The sequence below is a fragment of the Escherichia sp. E2748 genome (genome assembly GCF_005781125.1).
Classification (GTDB): Bacteria; Pseudomonadota; Gammaproteobacteria; order Enterobacterales; family Enterobacteriaceae; genus Escherichia.
Genome location: NZ_VATP01000004.1, coordinates 26854 through 42349, shown reverse-complemented (window position 1 = coordinate 42349; position 15496 = coordinate 26854). Strand labels below are relative to the sequence as shown.

Annotated in this window: 9 protein-coding genes and 1 pseudogene; 3 read left to right on the top strand and 7 right to left on the bottom strand. The window is 49.1% G+C overall.

Annotated elements, in window-relative coordinates; all coding sequences use genetic code 11:
* Positions 1-191: 191 nt before the first annotated feature.
* The 3 genes and pseudogenes from FEK42_RS22985 to FEK42_RS07595 form a co-directional block, all read left to right on the top strand.
* Positions 192-995, top strand: a pseudogene (locus tag FEK42_RS22985) (DUF262 domain-containing protein); the annotation flags it as partial.
* A 63-nt stretch (positions 996-1058) separates the two neighbouring features.
* Positions 1059-2291, top strand: a complete 1233-nt coding sequence (locus FEK42_RS22980; protein WP_346763566.1) for a DUF262 and DUF1524 domain-containing protein — start codon at positions 1059-1061, stop codon at positions 2289-2291.
* 368 nt (positions 2292-2659) lie between these two features.
* Positions 2660-7870, top strand: coding sequence for a RecQ family ATP-dependent DNA helicase (locus tag FEK42_RS07595; protein ID WP_205714128.1), 5211 nt, complete (start codon positions 2660-2662; stop codon positions 7868-7870).
* A 72-nt stretch (positions 7871-7942) separates the two neighbouring features.
* Here FEK42_RS07595 and yjiA read toward each other — a convergent pair whose 3' ends face one another.
* From yjiA to FEK42_RS07560, 7 genes are all read right to left on the bottom strand, one after another.
* Complete coding sequence (gene yjiA, locus FEK42_RS07590; RefSeq protein ID WP_135491875.1) at positions 7943-8899, bottom strand: GTPase; 957 nt, start codon at positions 8897-8899, stop codon at positions 7943-7945.
* Between the two features lie 10 nt (positions 8900-8909).
* Positions 8910-9113 carry a YbdD/YjiX family protein gene (locus tag FEK42_RS07585; protein ID WP_000467859.1) on the bottom strand — a complete coding sequence of 68 codons (204 nt, stop codon included), beginning with the start codon at positions 9111-9113 and terminating at the stop codon, positions 8910-8912.
* 130 nt (positions 9114-9243) lie between these two features.
* Positions 9244-11394, bottom strand: coding sequence for a pyruvate/proton symporter BtsT (gene btsT, locus FEK42_RS07580; RefSeq protein WP_001298933.1), 2151 nt, complete (start codon positions 11392-11394; stop codon positions 9244-9246).
* A 501-nt stretch (positions 11395-11895) separates the two neighbouring features.
* A complete protein-coding gene (locus FEK42_RS07575; protein WP_138211780.1) occupies positions 11896-13161 on the bottom strand; it encodes an FAD/NAD(P)-binding oxidoreductase in 1266 nt (421 codons plus the stop codon).
* On the bottom strand, positions 13142-13405 hold the full coding sequence (locus FEK42_RS07570; RefSeq protein WP_000017085.1) for a (2Fe-2S)-binding protein: 264 nt from the start codon (positions 13403-13405) through the stop codon (positions 13142-13144). Before FEK42_RS07570 ends, FEK42_RS07575 begins: the two co-directional genes overlap by 20 nt.
* Complete coding sequence (locus FEK42_RS07565) at positions 13402-14511, bottom strand: FAD-dependent oxidoreductase (RefSeq protein WP_131161292.1); 1110 nt, start codon at positions 14509-14511, stop codon at positions 13402-13404. The genes FEK42_RS07570 and FEK42_RS07565 overlap by 4 nt, the downstream gene beginning before the upstream one ends.
* Positions 14508-15455, bottom strand: a complete 948-nt coding sequence (locus FEK42_RS07560) for a 4-hydroxyproline epimerase (protein ID WP_135491876.1) — start codon at positions 15453-15455, stop codon at positions 14508-14510. The genes FEK42_RS07565 and FEK42_RS07560 overlap by 4 nt, the downstream gene beginning before the upstream one ends.
* Positions 15456-15496: the final 41 nt, after the last annotated feature.

Genomic DNA, 15496 nt, shown 5'->3' with positions numbered 1-15496 from the left:
GATCATTTTCAATATGTTATAAATATACATTGGAGGTATTAATTGTTCTAATGAATGCGTTTTGAGGTGTTTCTTAATATATTTTGATTTATCCTGGAATGGTATTTTTGCAGAAACAAAGACGCTAACTTTTATTTTTTATTCGCAGCATAATGACACCGTTTGCCAGCGCAATTTGACAGGAGTCATTCATGAAAGCCACCGAAGCCCGATTACTCGATTTTCTAAAACGCTCTCAGCAATTCGTTATTCCCATTTATCAGCGTACTTATTCATGGTCAGAGGAACAGTGCCGCCAGCTCTGGGACGATGTAATACGTGCCGGGCAGCGTGATGATATCCCGGCGCATTTCATCGGCTCGGTGGTGTATATCGAACAGGGCCTATATCAGGTTTCGGGGATCTCGCCATTACTGGTGATTGACGGTCAGCAACGCCTGACAACGGCGATGTTATTGCTGGAAGCGTTGTCCAGACATCTTGGCGATGACGAGGTGATGGATGGTTTCTCCGCCATGAAATTACGAAACTATTATCTGCTCAATCCGTATGAATCGGGCGAGCGTGGTTTTAAGTTACTGCTTACGCAAACGGACAGAGAAAGCCTGCTAGCATTGATTAGACAAAAACCGCTGGCAGAAAATTGCTCTCTACGCGTGAAAGAGAATTTTGAGTTTTTCCATGAGCAAATAGGCAAACTCCATGGCAATTTCAACGCGTTATGTCAGGGCCTTTCCAAACTGCTTATTGTGGATGTCGCCTTGAATCGCGGTCAGGATAATCCGCAACTTATCTTCGAAAGTATGAACTCTACAGGGAAAGCGCTGAGTCAGGCGGATCTAGTACGCAACTATGTTTTGATGGGGCTGGAGCCAGAACATCAAAGCCAACTGTACGACGATTACTGGCGGCCCATGGAGTTGGCGTTTGGTCAAAAGGGATATAGCGAATATTTTGACAGTTTTATGCGTAACTATCTCACGGTAAAAACCGGAGAGATCCCGCGTATTGGTGATGTGTATGACGCCTTTAAACGCTATGCGCGCAAACCAGGGGGGATGGATGGAGGCATGGAGGCGCTGGTCGCGGATATTCGTACCTATGCGGATTATTTTTGTGCAATGGCGCTGGATAGCGAAAAGGATAAAACCTTAAAGATCGCATTTCAGGATCTACGCGAGCTGAAAGTCGATGCCGCCTGGCCGTTCCTGTTGGTGCTTTATCACGACTATAAACAGGGAATTCTTTCTGCCGCGGATTTTTTAAGTGCCACGCGTTTAATTGAGTCGTATATCTTCCGGCGCGCAGTCTGTGCCATTCCCACCAACTCATTTACCAAAACCTTCGCCACGTTTTACAAAGTGCTGGATAAAGAGCGTTACCTTGAAAGTATTCAGGCACATTTACTCAATCTTCCTTCTTATCGCTGTTTTCCTGATAATTGGGAATTTCAGACCGAGTTGAAACGGCGCGATCTCTATAACTTTCGTAATCGTAGCTACTGGTTACGCCGCATTGAAAATTATGGGCGCAAGGAACGCATTCGCGTGGATGAATACACCATTGAGCATATCATGCCGCAAAACAGAAATTTATCAGCAGCATGGCGTAAGGATCTTGGTGAGGGCTGGCAGCGGGTCCATACAAAATATCTGCATACGTTGGGTAACCTTACTTTAACGGGATATAACTCGCGTTATAGCGATCGTGCTTTTGCGAAGAAAAGAGACATTGAGGGCGGTTTTAAGGAAAGTCCATTACGGCTGAATGCCGGGTTAGGACACTGTGAAAAATGGGATCGTGCGGCGATTCAAAAGCGAGCCGATCGTCTGGCTGAGATGGCAATTGAAGTGTGGGCGATCCCGGAACTTCCGGTTGAAGTGCTGGAGCGCTATCAAATGATCGCGGAACGTGGAACAGGTCATACGCTTGCTGATTTTCCGCAACTTGAAGAGGGTTCGCCTACCCGCACGCTTTTCGACGACCTTTCTGATGCCGTTATGGCGCTGGATGCCGGGATTACGCAAGATGTATTTAAACTCTATATTGCGTTCAAGGCGGAGAATAATTTTGTTGATGTTATACCGCAGAAAAGCCGCTTAATCTTATCGTTATATTTACCTTTTCCTGAGCTGCTCGATCCAAAGGAAATGGCCAAAGATGTCACTGATTCAGAGCGGAGGGGTTATGGTGACGTTGAAGTAGGTTTCAGCGATCTTTCTGAGCTTCCTTATGTGATGGGATTAATTCATCAGGCATTTGAAAAGCAGATGGATAGCGTGGAAGGATAATTTTTTACCAGGGAGTAGTTTCTGGACTTGCTCCCTCTCTGACAAGGCGCGGCACCGTACAGCTTTATAATTGAACGAAGAATATCTTTACAACACAAGCTTTGCATCCACACTTTGTAGCAGCCGCAATAATTCAGGTGAATTGCCAGGATTAAGAAAATGATTGATCAAGTGTTATTTATTATAAGTGTGATATATCTCAAGATAAATTATATTGATGATATGTATGTTTTGTAATATATAACCCATTTATATTTTACGTTATGCTCTGTAATGTTTAACGTTACCTGATTCTCCAGGGAGTGTGTTATTCATTCCTTACATGGTCAGAATTATTGTAGAAATCGTTTAGAATGGAGTCGCTCCTGATGGCTGATGTCACTTATCCGCTTGATTATAATAACATTCTCTCTTTTGATTTAGAGATAACTCGTGATGGTAAATTCAGACATTTAGGAGCGGTTCTTGCTGATGAGATGTTAAATTTAAAAAACAACCAGGATGAAGCTATTAGCCAGTTGGATGACCTGGCGAAGCGCGCAGAAGTAGTCCTTGGACACAATATTCTGGATTTTGATCTGCCCTGGCTTTCAGCTCAACGTATACGACCTGAATTTCTCTTCGATAAACCGGTCATTGATACCCTTTATTTATCTCCTCTGGCTTTTCCCGCGAATCCCTACCATCGGCTGATCAAAGATTATAAACTTGTACGAGATAGCATCAATGATCCGGTTAATGATGCTAAGCTTTCATTACAAATATTTATGGAGCAAATAGAATCATTAAAAAATCAACCCGCTGAGCAATTGCAGCTCTATCAGTATTTATTTGAAAATGGCGTCTCGAGTCACTTTAATACTAAAGGTTTGGCTGCTGTATTTGCATCATTGACGGGCCTGGCAACGATTTCTACTGTTGTCCTGCCAACATTAATAAAATCAGTAGCCCGGGATAAAGTGTGTCCGAATCAACTCGGTCGGGTAATTTCGGATGCACTTAAGCAACCTCTTCAGTTATTACCTCTGGCCTTTGCATGTGCCTGGTTGCCCGTATCGGGGGGGAATTCTGTTTTGCCTCCGTGGATATGGCGGCGTTTCCCCTCGACGGCAGAGATTATTCGTCAATTACGCGAGGAGAAATGCTTATCTGCAGAGTGCCGCTACTGTCGTGAAAACCATAATGCACGACTTCATTTGCAGCGTATTTTTGCCCTGGATGACTTCCGTTCTCTACCAAATGGCATCCCCTTACAACGCAATATTGTTGAGTGTGGTTTAGCGAATCGTTCCTTGCTTGGGATATTACCCACGAGTGGGGGAAAATCATTATGTTATCAACTTCCTGCGATCGTCAGGAATTTGCGTAATGGTTCATTGACAATTGTCATCTCGCCCTTGCAGGCCTTAATGAAGAATCAGGTCGATAATTTACAGCAAAAGGCGGGAATAAAAGGAGTAGCAGCGATCTCAGGAATGCTAACGCTACCTGAACGTGGCGCTATTCTTGAACAGGTGCGTCAGGGCGATATTGCTATTCTTTATCTTTCGCCGGAGCAATTACGCAATCGTGCCGTAAAACAGGCTATCAGGCAGCGACAAATAGGTGGCTGGGTGTTTGATGAGGCACATTGCTTGTCAAAATGGGGCCATGATTTTCGTCCTGATTATCTCTACTGTGGTAAGGTTATTGAGGCTTTCGCGCAGGAGCAAAATGTCCAGCCGCCGCCTGTTTTTTGCTATACCGCAACCGCTAAGCTGGATGTCATTAATGATATTTGCCGACATTTTAAAGAGAAACTTCCTCAGCCTTTGTCGCGTTTTGAAGGTGGTGTTGAGCGAATCAATCTGCACTATGAAATTCTGGAAAGTTGCGGCTTAAGCAAACTCAGTCAGATTCTGTCACTCCTTGAGCAATATTTTGGTGATAATAAGCACGGATCCTGTGTTATCTATTGTGCGACCCGTCGTTCCGTAGATGAGATTGCCGATGCGTTGTCCCAACAGCAGTCTCTACCTGTCGCACGTTTTTACGCCAGGCTGGAGAGCGGAGAAAAGAAAGATATTCTCGAAGGTTTCATTGCTGGTCGATATCGTATTGTCTGTGCAACCAATGCATTTGGTATGGGAATAGATAAAGATGATGTTCGTTTAGTGATACATGCAGAGATCCCCGGTTCTCTCGAAAACTACCTTCAGGAAGCAGGTCGCGCTGGACGAGATACTCTTGATGCTCAATGTATTTTGTTATTTGATGAGCAGGATATTGAAAAGCAATTTCGTCTCCAGGCGATTAGTGAGGTCAGCTTTAGCGATATTCGTGCAATATTTAAAGGGATTAAGAAAAAAGCGAATGATAATAACGAGGTTGTCGCAACGAGTATTGAGCTTATTAACCAGCCAATGATAGAAACTAGCTTTGCTATAGATGATAATAATGCCGATACCAAGGTAAAAACAGGTGTGGCATGGCTTGAACGGGTGGGCTATGTTTCACGAAACGATAACATTACTCAGGTATTTCAGGGAAAAATTAAATTTTCCTCCCTGGATGAAGCCCAGCAGAAAATTGCGCCATTGAATTTAAATTCTACTGCAAAAGCGCTCTGGAATGCAGTTTTGCAGGCGTTATTAAATGCTAATGATGATGATGGACTCAGCGCTGATAGTATTGCCAATGATGCTGCTCAGTATCTTTCTCAGGCATCTGGAAGTATGCAACATATTGAAGCTAAAGATGTCATGCGAGTGCTGACACAAATGGCAGATATGGATTTAATCTCAAAGGGTTTATTGTTAACCGCCAGAATGAGGGCTAAGGGTAAGGATAATGCACGACAGACTACCGAACTGATCCATAAAATTGAAATTGAAATGCTGAACTTAATGATGGAAGATCAGCCTGATTTCACACTTGGCGAATCCTATCCTCTGCAAATAAGTTTATTAAATCAACGGATAATTGAAAAAGGCTATCTGCGTAGCAATACGACGTTAATACAAAATCTTTTATTTAGCTGGTCCCAGGATGCCAGGAAAAATGGTCAAAAAGGGCTGATTGGTTTCCGTTATGGCACAAGAAATAGCTATCAGATTACTCTTCACTATAGTTGGTCAGATATCGGAAAATATATACGCTTACGTCACCAGGTCACTTTTTCTGTACTCAATTTCTTGTATGCATTAGTCGCCGGTAATGATGAAAGTAATGTCAAGAAAGTGATGCTTTCATTTTCGCTGGAGCAGGTTATTGAGTACATGCGTAAGGACGTCGATATTCTTCCATTGATTCAACAACGTGATATTGATAATGAGCAACAGTGGTTGATCGCCGGGGCTGAACGAGCGTTGCTTTACCTTCATGAGCAACATGCGATTATTTTACAGAATGGTCTGGCGGTATTTCGTTCGGCGATGTCGTTGAAATTAGAAGTAGATAATTCACAGCGCTATGTAAAATCCGACTATCAACCTCTGGCTCAACATTATCAGCAGAAAATTCTACAAATTCACGTTATGAATGAATATGCGCGCCTGGGGCTGGAACAACCAAAATTTGCGCAGCAACTGGTCAAAGATTATTTTTCTCTTGATACAGACTCTTTTGTTCCCTTGTATTTTAAAGGGCGTCGAAAAATTCTTGACCTGGCAACAAGTGAAAATTCCTGGAAACGTATTGTAGAAGACCTGCATAATCAAAGTCAGGAACAAATCGTTCAGGGAAGTCTTGAACAAAATATGTTAGTCCTGGCAGGACCAGGCTCTGGTAAAAGTAAAGTCATTATTCATCGCTGCGCTTATCTTATGCGTGTGAAGCAGGTGGATCCAAAAAAAATTCTCATTCTTTGCTATAACCATAATGCTGCTGTTTCATTGCGTCGGCGATTAAAGAATTTACTTGGTCGGGATGGTGCACGCGTTATGGTGCAAACTTTTCACGGTCTGGCCTTAAGTCTCTCTGGATACATAGTTGAGCGTAAAGACAATGATGAGATTGATTTCGAGAATATTCTGCTTAATGCAATAAAATTGCTTAAAGGTGAAGAAGCTCAACTCGGCCTGGAGGCAGAGGAGCAACGTGAACATCTTCTGGGAGGCCTTGAGTTTCTGTTGGTTGATGAATATCAGGATATTGATGAACAACAATATCAGTTAATCGCAGCGTTGGCGGGCAAGAATGAAGCCGAAGATGAGGTTCGGCTCAACCTAATGGTCGTTGGTGATGATGATCAATCTATTTATGGTTTTCGGGATGCTAACGTCCGGTTTATTCGCTTATTTGAAAGTGATTACTCGGCTAATACCCATTACCTTACCTGGAACTATCGCTCGACAGCGAACATCATAGCCTGTTCGAATGATCTGATTGCTCACAATCATGAGCGAATGAAACATGAACATCCTAGTGTTATTGATATAGCCCGGCAAATGTTACCCGCAGGGGGCGTGTGGAGTGCGCTTGAACCATCTAAGGGTAAAGTGATCATCCAGCATTGTAATGGTGCCGCCCAACAAGCGGCGGAAGTGGTAAGACAAATTAAATTTATCTTACAGCAACAACCCCACTGTTCATTAGAACAGATCGCCATTCTCGCCCGTAATGGCATAGATAAAAACGAATTAGTTTGGGTACGCTCTGCGCTTGCGGATGCGGAAATTCCGTGCCGTTTTTCGCTCGATAAAAATTATGGTTTTCCAGTTCGCTATTGTCGGGAAATTGAATATTTTCTGGATTGGTTGCGTCAACAGGGGCTCACACCGTTAACGCCCGATGAATTACGTCAGACATTACCATCGCAGGAAGAATCTAATCGTTGGCATAATATTATTCACGATTTGATTGAACAGTGGGAGCTTAGCCAGGGGAGTGAACCACTGCCAGCCGCCTATTTTGCCCATTTTATTCAGGAATATTTAAGCTCACAACGCAGGCAAGTCCGCTTCGGTAATGGTGTATTGCTCAGTACAGTGCACGGTGTTAAAGGTGAAGAGTTTGAACATGTGATTATATTAGATGGTGGCTGGCAAAACGTTCTTGAGCAAAAGCCAGAAATTGGTGAAGAGGAGCGTAGATTATTTTACGTCGGTATGACGCGAGCAATATCCCGGCTGGTCATCATGTGTGATGATAAATTACACAATCCCCATCTGGCTTTACTGAATAGTGATTTTGTTTATCATCAATATAGTCAGGCTGTTGCGCCTGATATGTTGCGGCGTTTCTCAATTCTGGGGCTCCGACAGATGTTTATAAGCTTTGCTGGGGCATATTCTGCCAGCACGCCCATTCATAGTGCGCTTAATGATGTACAAGTCGGAGATGCTGTTAGTCTGGTTGCTTCTGAAAATGCGATAAAGGTGGTGCATAAGCAAAAAAATATTGCACAACTTTCTAAGGCAGGGCGAGAACAATGGTTATCTTCTCTTGCTCATATTAAACGTGTGGAAGTATTGGCGGTTATCTTACGCAGTAAAGAACATACATCAGAGGAATATCAGGGATCATTAAAGGTGGATCATTGGCAACTCCCCGTATTGCTGGTGGAAACGCATGGAAATACCAATAGCCCACATTCTTAATGTGAGGCTGGGCAATTGAAAAATGGTTGGGAGGCGGCCCAACCATTTTCTTTTTTTGTGCGGGCGTGAAGTTTACTTCCTCAACCCCGCAAACGCCGCCCGAATCTCTTCCTCCGGCAACTGAATCCCGATAAACACCATTGTGCTATGCGGTGTTTCATCACCCCATGGGCGGTCCCAGTCGGCGCTGTAGAGGCGCTGAACGCCCTGGAACAGCAGGCGGTTAGGTTCGCTATCAATCCATAGCATCCCTTTGTAACGCAGCAGTTTATCTGCCGATTCCAGCAGCAGGTTTTCCATCACCCGTGAAACTTCGCTGATATCTACCGGGTAATCCAGTTCCACCACAATCGACGAAATATCGTTTTGTTTGTCCGCGATAAAGTGAAAACGTGGCTTGGTGCTGACGACGTTTTCTTCCAGCATAAAACCGTTGGTGTTGAACAGCAGGCCCAGGTCGATGTCGCCGTGGGTGACGGTGTAGACCGGTGCGCGGGCGTTGATGCGCGCCAGGCGTTCACGCAGTTTTTCTGCTTCGCCCGCGACGTCGGTTTTAGTCAGCAGAATACGGTCGGCGTAGCCAACCTGCGACTGGGCGATGGTGAACTGGTTCATCTGCTCATCGGCATGTACCGCATCCACCAGCGCAATCACGCCGTCCAGCAGGTAACGCTGGCATAAAATCTCATGGGAGAAAAAGGTCTGAATAATCGGGCCGGGATCGGCCATGCCGGTGCATTCAATGACCAGGCGATCGAACTGAATATTGCCCTTGTCGAGATTATCCAGCAGGTCGAGTAGTGCGTCTTCCAGCTCGTTGGAGCGCGAACAGCAGATGCAGCCGTTGGTCAGCGTTTTGATCTGCGTGGCGCGGTCGCCAATCAGTTGATCATCAACGGAGACTTCGCCGAATTCGTTTTCAATCACGGCAATCTTGTAGCCGTGTTGTTCGTTAAGAATATGGCGCAGCAGGGTGGTTTTGCCCGCGCCTAAAAAACCGGTGAGTAGGGTAACTGCAATCGGGTTCATGCTCTCTCCATTAACAACAGCGCATACCGCCTTTACCATCGCCGCCGTAGCGCGCGTTCTGGCGTTCGCGGAAGAATTCTTCATAGCTCATGTACGGCTTGTCGGGATGGTTGGTCTTCATATGCTCGACGTAGTTGTCGTAGTCTGGAATGCCAATCAACATCTTCGCCGCCTGGCCGAGATATTTTTTTGCCTGTCCTAAGTTACCAAACATTTTGCCTTCCAGATATGCGTAAAGCCCGGAAGGTCCGGGCTGGGGATTTGCCGGATGCGGCGTAAACGCCTTATCCGGCCCACGATAGACACTTTGTAGGCCGGATACGCGCAGCGCATCCGGCAACCGGTTAGTGGTGCGAAGAGATCTTCACGCCGCCTTCCGGGATTGGAACGTACGGTGTTTCTTTGTCAGTACGTTTGTCGCTGTTACGCACCGCAAGCCAGGTTTTGAAACCGTAGAAGATGATGCTGTACACCACAATCAGGAACAGAATACTCAGACCTGCGTTGGTGTAGTTGTTCACAACGATGTGGTTCATGTTGGCAATCTGCTGCGCCGTCAGGTCAGTACCGTTAGCAATCTTCTCTTTGTACTGACTCGCCATGTAGAAGAAGCCTTCCATCTGCGGGTTGGTGCTGAACAGTTTCAGGCCCAGCGCCCAGGTGGTGCAGATAAGCAGCCATACAGCCGGAACAACAGTTACCCAGATGTATTGGGTGCGCTTCATCTTAATCAGCACAACGGTGCCCAGTACCAGCGCCACGGCTGCCAGCATCTGGTTGGAGATACCGAACAGCGGCCACAGGCTCTTAACGCCGCCCAGCGGATCGACCACGCCCTGATACAGCAGGTAGCCCCACAGACCCACACAGCCCGCCGTACCGATGATACCGGCAACCAGAGAGTCGGTTTTTTTCAGGAACGGGATGAAGTTACCCAGCAGGTCTTGCAGCATAAAGCGGCCAGAACGCGTACCGGCATCCAGCGCGGTCAGGATGAACAGGGCTTCGAACAGAATACCGAAGTGATACCAGAAGCCCATGTCAGCCATCGGCAGAACTTTGTGGAACACGTGAGCGATACCTACCGCCAGCGTCGGCGCACCACCTGCACGGTTCAGGACAGAAGGCTCACCAATGTCTTTCGCGGTTTGCAGGATCTGCTCTGGCGAAATCACGAAGCCCCAGGAGCTGACGGTCGCTGCCGCGTGTGCGGTAACGTCTTTCAGTTGCGCCATGATGATTGGCGCGTTCTCGCCACCCATTTCATGCAGGTTAGGCATGGTGATGCCAAGGCCCGCAGGCGGTGTGTTCATCGCGAAGTAAAGACCCGGTTCGATGATGGACGCAGCAACCAGCGCCATAATCGCCACGAAGGACTCCATCAGCATTGCGCCGTAGCCGATGAAACGCGCGTCGGTTTCATTAGCCAGCAGTTTTGGCGTCGTACCGGAAGAGATCAGCGCGTGGAAGCCAGATACCGCACCACAGGCGATGGTGATGAACAGGAACGGGAACAGAGCGCCTTTCCACAGCGGGCCAGTACCGTCAATATACTGGGTCATCGCAGGCATTTTCAGTTCCGGGTTCAGCACCACGATACCCAGCGCCAGGCCGACGATAACGCCGATTTTCAGGAAGGTTGCCAGATAGTCGCGCGGTGCGAGGATCAGCCATACCGGCAGCAGTGCGGAAACAAACGCATAGCCAATCAGCGCGAAGGTAATGGTGGTGTCTTTAAAGGTCAGTGCCGGACCCCAGTACGGATCGTGAGCAATCACGCCACCGAAGTAGATAGAGGCAACCAGCAGCACGATACCAATGACAGAGACTTCACCCACACGCCCCGGACGGATAAAGCGCATGTAGATACCCATAAACAGCGCAATCGGTACGGTTGAGCAAACGGTGAAGACACCCCACGGACTTTCGGCCAGGGCTTTAACCACAATCAGCGCCAGGACGGCAAGGATGATGATCATGATTAAGAAACAGCCAAACAGCGCGATAGTTCCCGGTACTGGCCCCATCTCTTCTTTGATCATCTCACCGAGAGATGCGCCGTTACGGCGAGAGGAGATAAACAGCACCATAAAGTCCTGAACCGCACCGGCCAGCACTACCCCCGCCAGCAGCCACAGCGTGCCAGGCAGGTAGCCCATCTGCGCGGCGAGAACCGGACCGACCAGCGGACCAGCACCGGCGATAGCGGCGAAGTGGTGACCAAACAACACGTAACGGTTGGTCGGAACGTAGTTCAGACCGTCGTTGTTAATAACCGCAGGCGTCGCGCGCGTGGGGTCGAGTTTCATCACCTTCTGGGCGATGTACAGACTGTAGTAGCGATACGCCACCAGATACACCGACACAGAGGCGACCACGATCCACAGGGCGCTGACGTGCTCCCCCCGACGTAATGCAACTACCGCGAGGCAGAATGCACCGATGATTCCGAGAATCACCCAGGGTATGTGCTTGAATAGTTTTTTCGTATCCATAGTAAAACCTGGCATTTTACTCGTCGTCTTTTGGCTTACGGGTGCGGCAGCTGCGTTCGTTCACCTCTGTCACTTACTTTTGTAAGTGACAGGGGATTCACTCACTTGCTGCCTTCCTGCAAACCAAAATCCATAGAGTAATTTGTTAATCATAGGCCGAAGCCGTTCTAGGTTTGCGTTGCGTTTGAGGAGGTAAATTGACCGCTATCCTGCAGTGATGTTGCCAGAGTTACGCGCGCGTAAAGTAAGGTAAATAACTGAGTGGTTATATTAGGGACGTAAGCGGTCAGGAATGGCGGTGAGCGGTTGGGCAAGAATTATTCATTAGGCTAATATGTGATTGAGATCACGAATTTTTTTGCCTGGATAGATTTCTCGTTTGCGCCTCAATAATTGCCAGATGCGCCATGCTTATCTGGCCTGGATAGATTCTGCAATGTATTGAATTTGTAGGATTTACCAGACCGGATAAGCCATTAACGTCAAATCCTTATCAGGGATTTAATGTGGTGAAGGTGGCTGGTGCGCCAGGGCAATTAACGTTTCGCTGCGAGAGGGGGAAAGGGGTTCTCGTGGTTGCGGTAATGGCCAGCCGTACAACCATCGAGCGGTAGCGGCGCAGGTTCTCCCCTGACAGGCTCCCATGCCGCAGCGGGTCGTTAATTTGGCCTGCAGCCAGCTTTGTGCTTGCTCTACATCGCTACAGCGAATGTCTTCGCAGCGGCAAAGTAGCGTTTCTGGTATCGCAACGCGCTTGAGACTTTCGGGCAGGGCAAAGGTTTTATGAAGTGCAAGGGCGAAGCGCTGCCACCCGGCACGTTTTTGTTGCAGAAACTTGGTTTCATGTGCGCGATCGGCCGCACAAAGTCCGGCTATCTCACCTTCTATCAGCGCCAGTTCACTGCCACCAAATCCAGTACATTCACCGGCTGCATAGATGTTTTTAACCGAGGTTCGCTGCAGTTCATCCACCTGCACGGCATCATTGCTGATGGCACAACTGAAGAACAACCCAGGTTCAAGATTAGGCACCAGACCATAGCCAATAGCCAATTTGTCGCATGGCAGTGTGATTTCCCTACCATTGTGTCGGAGGGTGACAGCACGCAATGTGGCGTCGCCGTGAGCAGCGATAACCTGGCTTGCACTGAGATAACGACGAGGAAATAATGTCGCCAGTTGGCGCAGCTTACCCGGCCAACGCCATAGCCCGAGGCCAAAGCGCAATAGCGCTGCGCGTGGGGCTTGTTCCACAATCGCCACCACTTCGCCTCCGGCACGGCGAACGGTGTCAGCAACGGCCAGTAATAGTGGCCCGCTTCCGGCAATAACCACTTTTTGATTCGCCATGTGCAGCCCCTGTTTCACTTGTGCCTGTAACCCACCCGCGCCACTGACACCGGGCAGCGTCCAGCCTGGAAACGGTAATGCAAGTTCACGAGCACCGCAGCAGAGAATCAGCTTATTCCAGCTTACTGTGCCGTAGTCTTCTGCAGTTTCGAACAGTACACAATTTTCGCTGCGGCGGGCGATTAACCTCGCTCCGTTGAGCACACGAATCCGCGATTCGTTGGCAACGGCATCGCGGTAATGGCGGGCCAGTGGAGGAACCTGACTTTGTGGGCCATCGCGCCAGATTTGACCGCCAGGACGCGGATTATCATCAAGAATGATGACCTGCTTATCGCACTTTGCTGCGGCCAGAGCAGCTGATAGCCCCGCCGGGCCTGCACCGAGAATTAAAATGTCACACTGTAAGGTCTGCATATCCGCTCCTTTCAATCTGCATGTCTGGCTGGCAAAGGGTCTGACAACCTGGTACCCGACGACCATTAACGCTCACCCGACACTCCTGGCAAACGCCCATGCCGCAGAAGGGCGTACGTGGTTGCCCGCTCACCGAAAGGCGCGTAATGGGGTTATCAGTTAAGGCCAGTGCCGCCGCTACGCTAATACCCGTCGGGACAAACCAGGGCTGTCCGGCAATAAAAATTCGAATGGTGCCACTCATGCGCTGGCCTCCAGGGAGATAAGTCTGGCGGGTAGCCAGGGGGCAGGAGATACGAGGCTGCGTTCACCCAGCAACTGTGCGGCTAACAGCGACGCGCTGGCGGGGGCAGTGGTCACGCCAAGCCCTTCATGACCAAGAGCCAGCCAGACGCCAGCACGGGAAGGATGCGGGCCGAGAAGGGGATTACCATCCTGCGAGGCGGCGCGAAAACCGCTCCAGCAACGAATAATATTGAGCGTTGCCAGAGACGGCAGAAAGTGTTGCGCTCTGGACAGCATCGCGGCCAGGAGTGGAAGGTCCAGTTCGCGATCCAGGTTATCGAACTGACGCGAAGAGCCAACCAGCAGTTGGCCGGTGGGACGAGGCTGCACATTAAAGGCCACTGACGTGCCGCCGCCGTGAGCACTGGCGCCGTAGCCAAGTTCAACCAGTTGGTGATTGACCAGTGGACCATAGCGATCAGTAATCGCCAGTTGGCCTTTCTTCGCGCGCAGCCATGGCTCCCCCAGTAACGTATTGGCCCCCAGACCACTGGCGATGACGATCGCGTCGGCGCGTAATTGGCGACCGCTCTGTAATGTCACTGTTGGTTCTTCCAGACGAATGGCCGGATCAACCAGATGTGTCAGCTTATCGCCCGCATTGGCAATAAACCAACGGGCAACGTTTGGGGCGTAGACGATGCCATCGCCCGGCACCCATAACCCGCCGGATAACCCCGGGCGTAGCATAACTTCTCGCTCGGCCAATTGTGCGGCGCTTTGCATTTCGCTGTTTACTTTCTGCGATGCCAGACGTCGCTGCTTCTCTCGGGCAATTTCCAGTTCTTCTGGTGTTTCCGCCAGCCACAATGTGCCACAGCCGCGCCAGGCACAGTTTTCCGGTAACTGAGGCGTCAACGTTCGCCACAGTTCCAGCGACCAGGCAGAGAGCGTCAGTTCTGCGGGATCATCATCCATACAGACCAGATGCCCCATTCCTGCAGCTGTAGCTCCGGCTCGGCCGTCGTCAATTAACGTGACTCTCACCCCTCGTTTTGCCAGTTGCCATGCGCAGGCGGCCCCGATGATGCCTGCGCCGATGACAATGACCTCCGTGCTGTTCACAGGCTAATCCCCCAGCAGAAGGGATCGTCCGGATTAAGGAGCAGGCGATTGTCGCCGCATACCCAGGCTTCTCCACGAATGGTGGGAATAATCTTCTCGCCATGGCGGGCATAGTGAGCCGTAAACTGGCTACCAATAATACTGGCCTGGCGCCAGATATCGCCGGGGGCGAGTTTTCCGTCCTCTGCCAGACAGGCCAACTTGGCGCTGGTGCCTGTGCCACAGGGAGAACGATCCCACGCTTTGCCAGGGCAAAGGACGAAGCTACGGCTATCCGCCTGATCGTCATCGGCAAAAAGTTCGATATGATCGATAATGCCACCATTTTCACCGACGATACCCGCATTATCGAGTCCTTCCCGTACCGCCCAGGCGTATTCAGTTAACTGCGGGATTTGTTCCGGCACAATATCAAATGGATGATCATTAATAAGAAAAAACCAGTTGCCACCCCAGGCGATATCACCTGTAACTGTACCCACCGCCGTTTCCACACTTACCTGTTTTTGCCAGCGCCAGGCCGGAACGTTTTCAACTGACACACTGCCATCGTCATGCAATGTGGCGTTTACATCTCCAACAGGGGTTTCAATGCGATGAACGCCTGGTTTAATACGATCTAACCAGGCCAGTGAAGCAACAAGCCCGATAGTGCCGTGCCCACACATATTCAGGTATCCAGCATTATTGAAAAAGATGACACCCGCCGTGGCATGAGGGGAAACCGGCTCACACAGTAGCGCGCCGACCAGCACGTCGTTACCGCGTGGCTCAAGAATTATGGCTTTGCGCCAACTGTCAAATTCCCGGGCAAAACGTTCGCGCCGTTCGGCCATGCTGCCGCTACCGAGATCGGGAAAGCCATCAATAATCAACCGGGTCGGCTCGCCTCCGGTATGGGAGTCGATAGCCCTGAGTTCAGTGATTTGGTGAGGAACATGCATGCTCTGGCTCCATGTGGTTAACGAAATGTTTCTAAATGCTG

What these genes read in the sequence shown, in the direction of transcription:
- FEK42_RS22980 (WP_346763566.1), top strand. Translation starts at nt 1,059, where the DNA reads ATGGATGGAGGCATGGAGGCGCTGGTCGCGGATATTCGTACCTATGCG.
- yjiA (WP_135491875.1), bottom strand. Translation starts at nt 8,899, where the DNA reads ATGAACCCGATTGCAGTTACCCTACTCACCGGTTTTTTAGGCGCGGGC.
- btsT (WP_001298933.1), bottom strand. Translation starts at nt 11,394, where the DNA reads ATGGATACGAAAAAACTATTCAAGCACATACCCTGGGTGATTCTCGGA.
- FEK42_RS07595 (WP_205714128.1), top strand. Translation starts at nt 2,660, where the DNA reads ATGGCTGATGTCACTTATCCGCTTGATTATAATAACATTCTCTCTTTT.
- FEK42_RS07570 (WP_000017085.1), bottom strand. Translation starts at nt 13,405, where the DNA reads ATGAGTGGCACCATTCGAATTTTTATTGCCGGACAGCCCTGGTTTGTC.
- FEK42_RS07575 (WP_138211780.1), bottom strand. Translation starts at nt 13,161, where the DNA reads ATGCAGACCTTACAGTGTGACATTTTAATTCTCGGTGCAGGCCCGGCG.
- FEK42_RS07560 (WP_135491876.1), bottom strand. Translation starts at nt 15,455, where the DNA reads ATGCATGTTCCTCACCAAATCACTGAACTCAGGGCTATCGACTCCCAT.
- FEK42_RS07585 (WP_000467859.1), bottom strand. Translation starts at nt 9,113, where the DNA reads ATGTTTGGTAACTTAGGACAGGCAAAAAAATATCTCGGCCAGGCGGCG.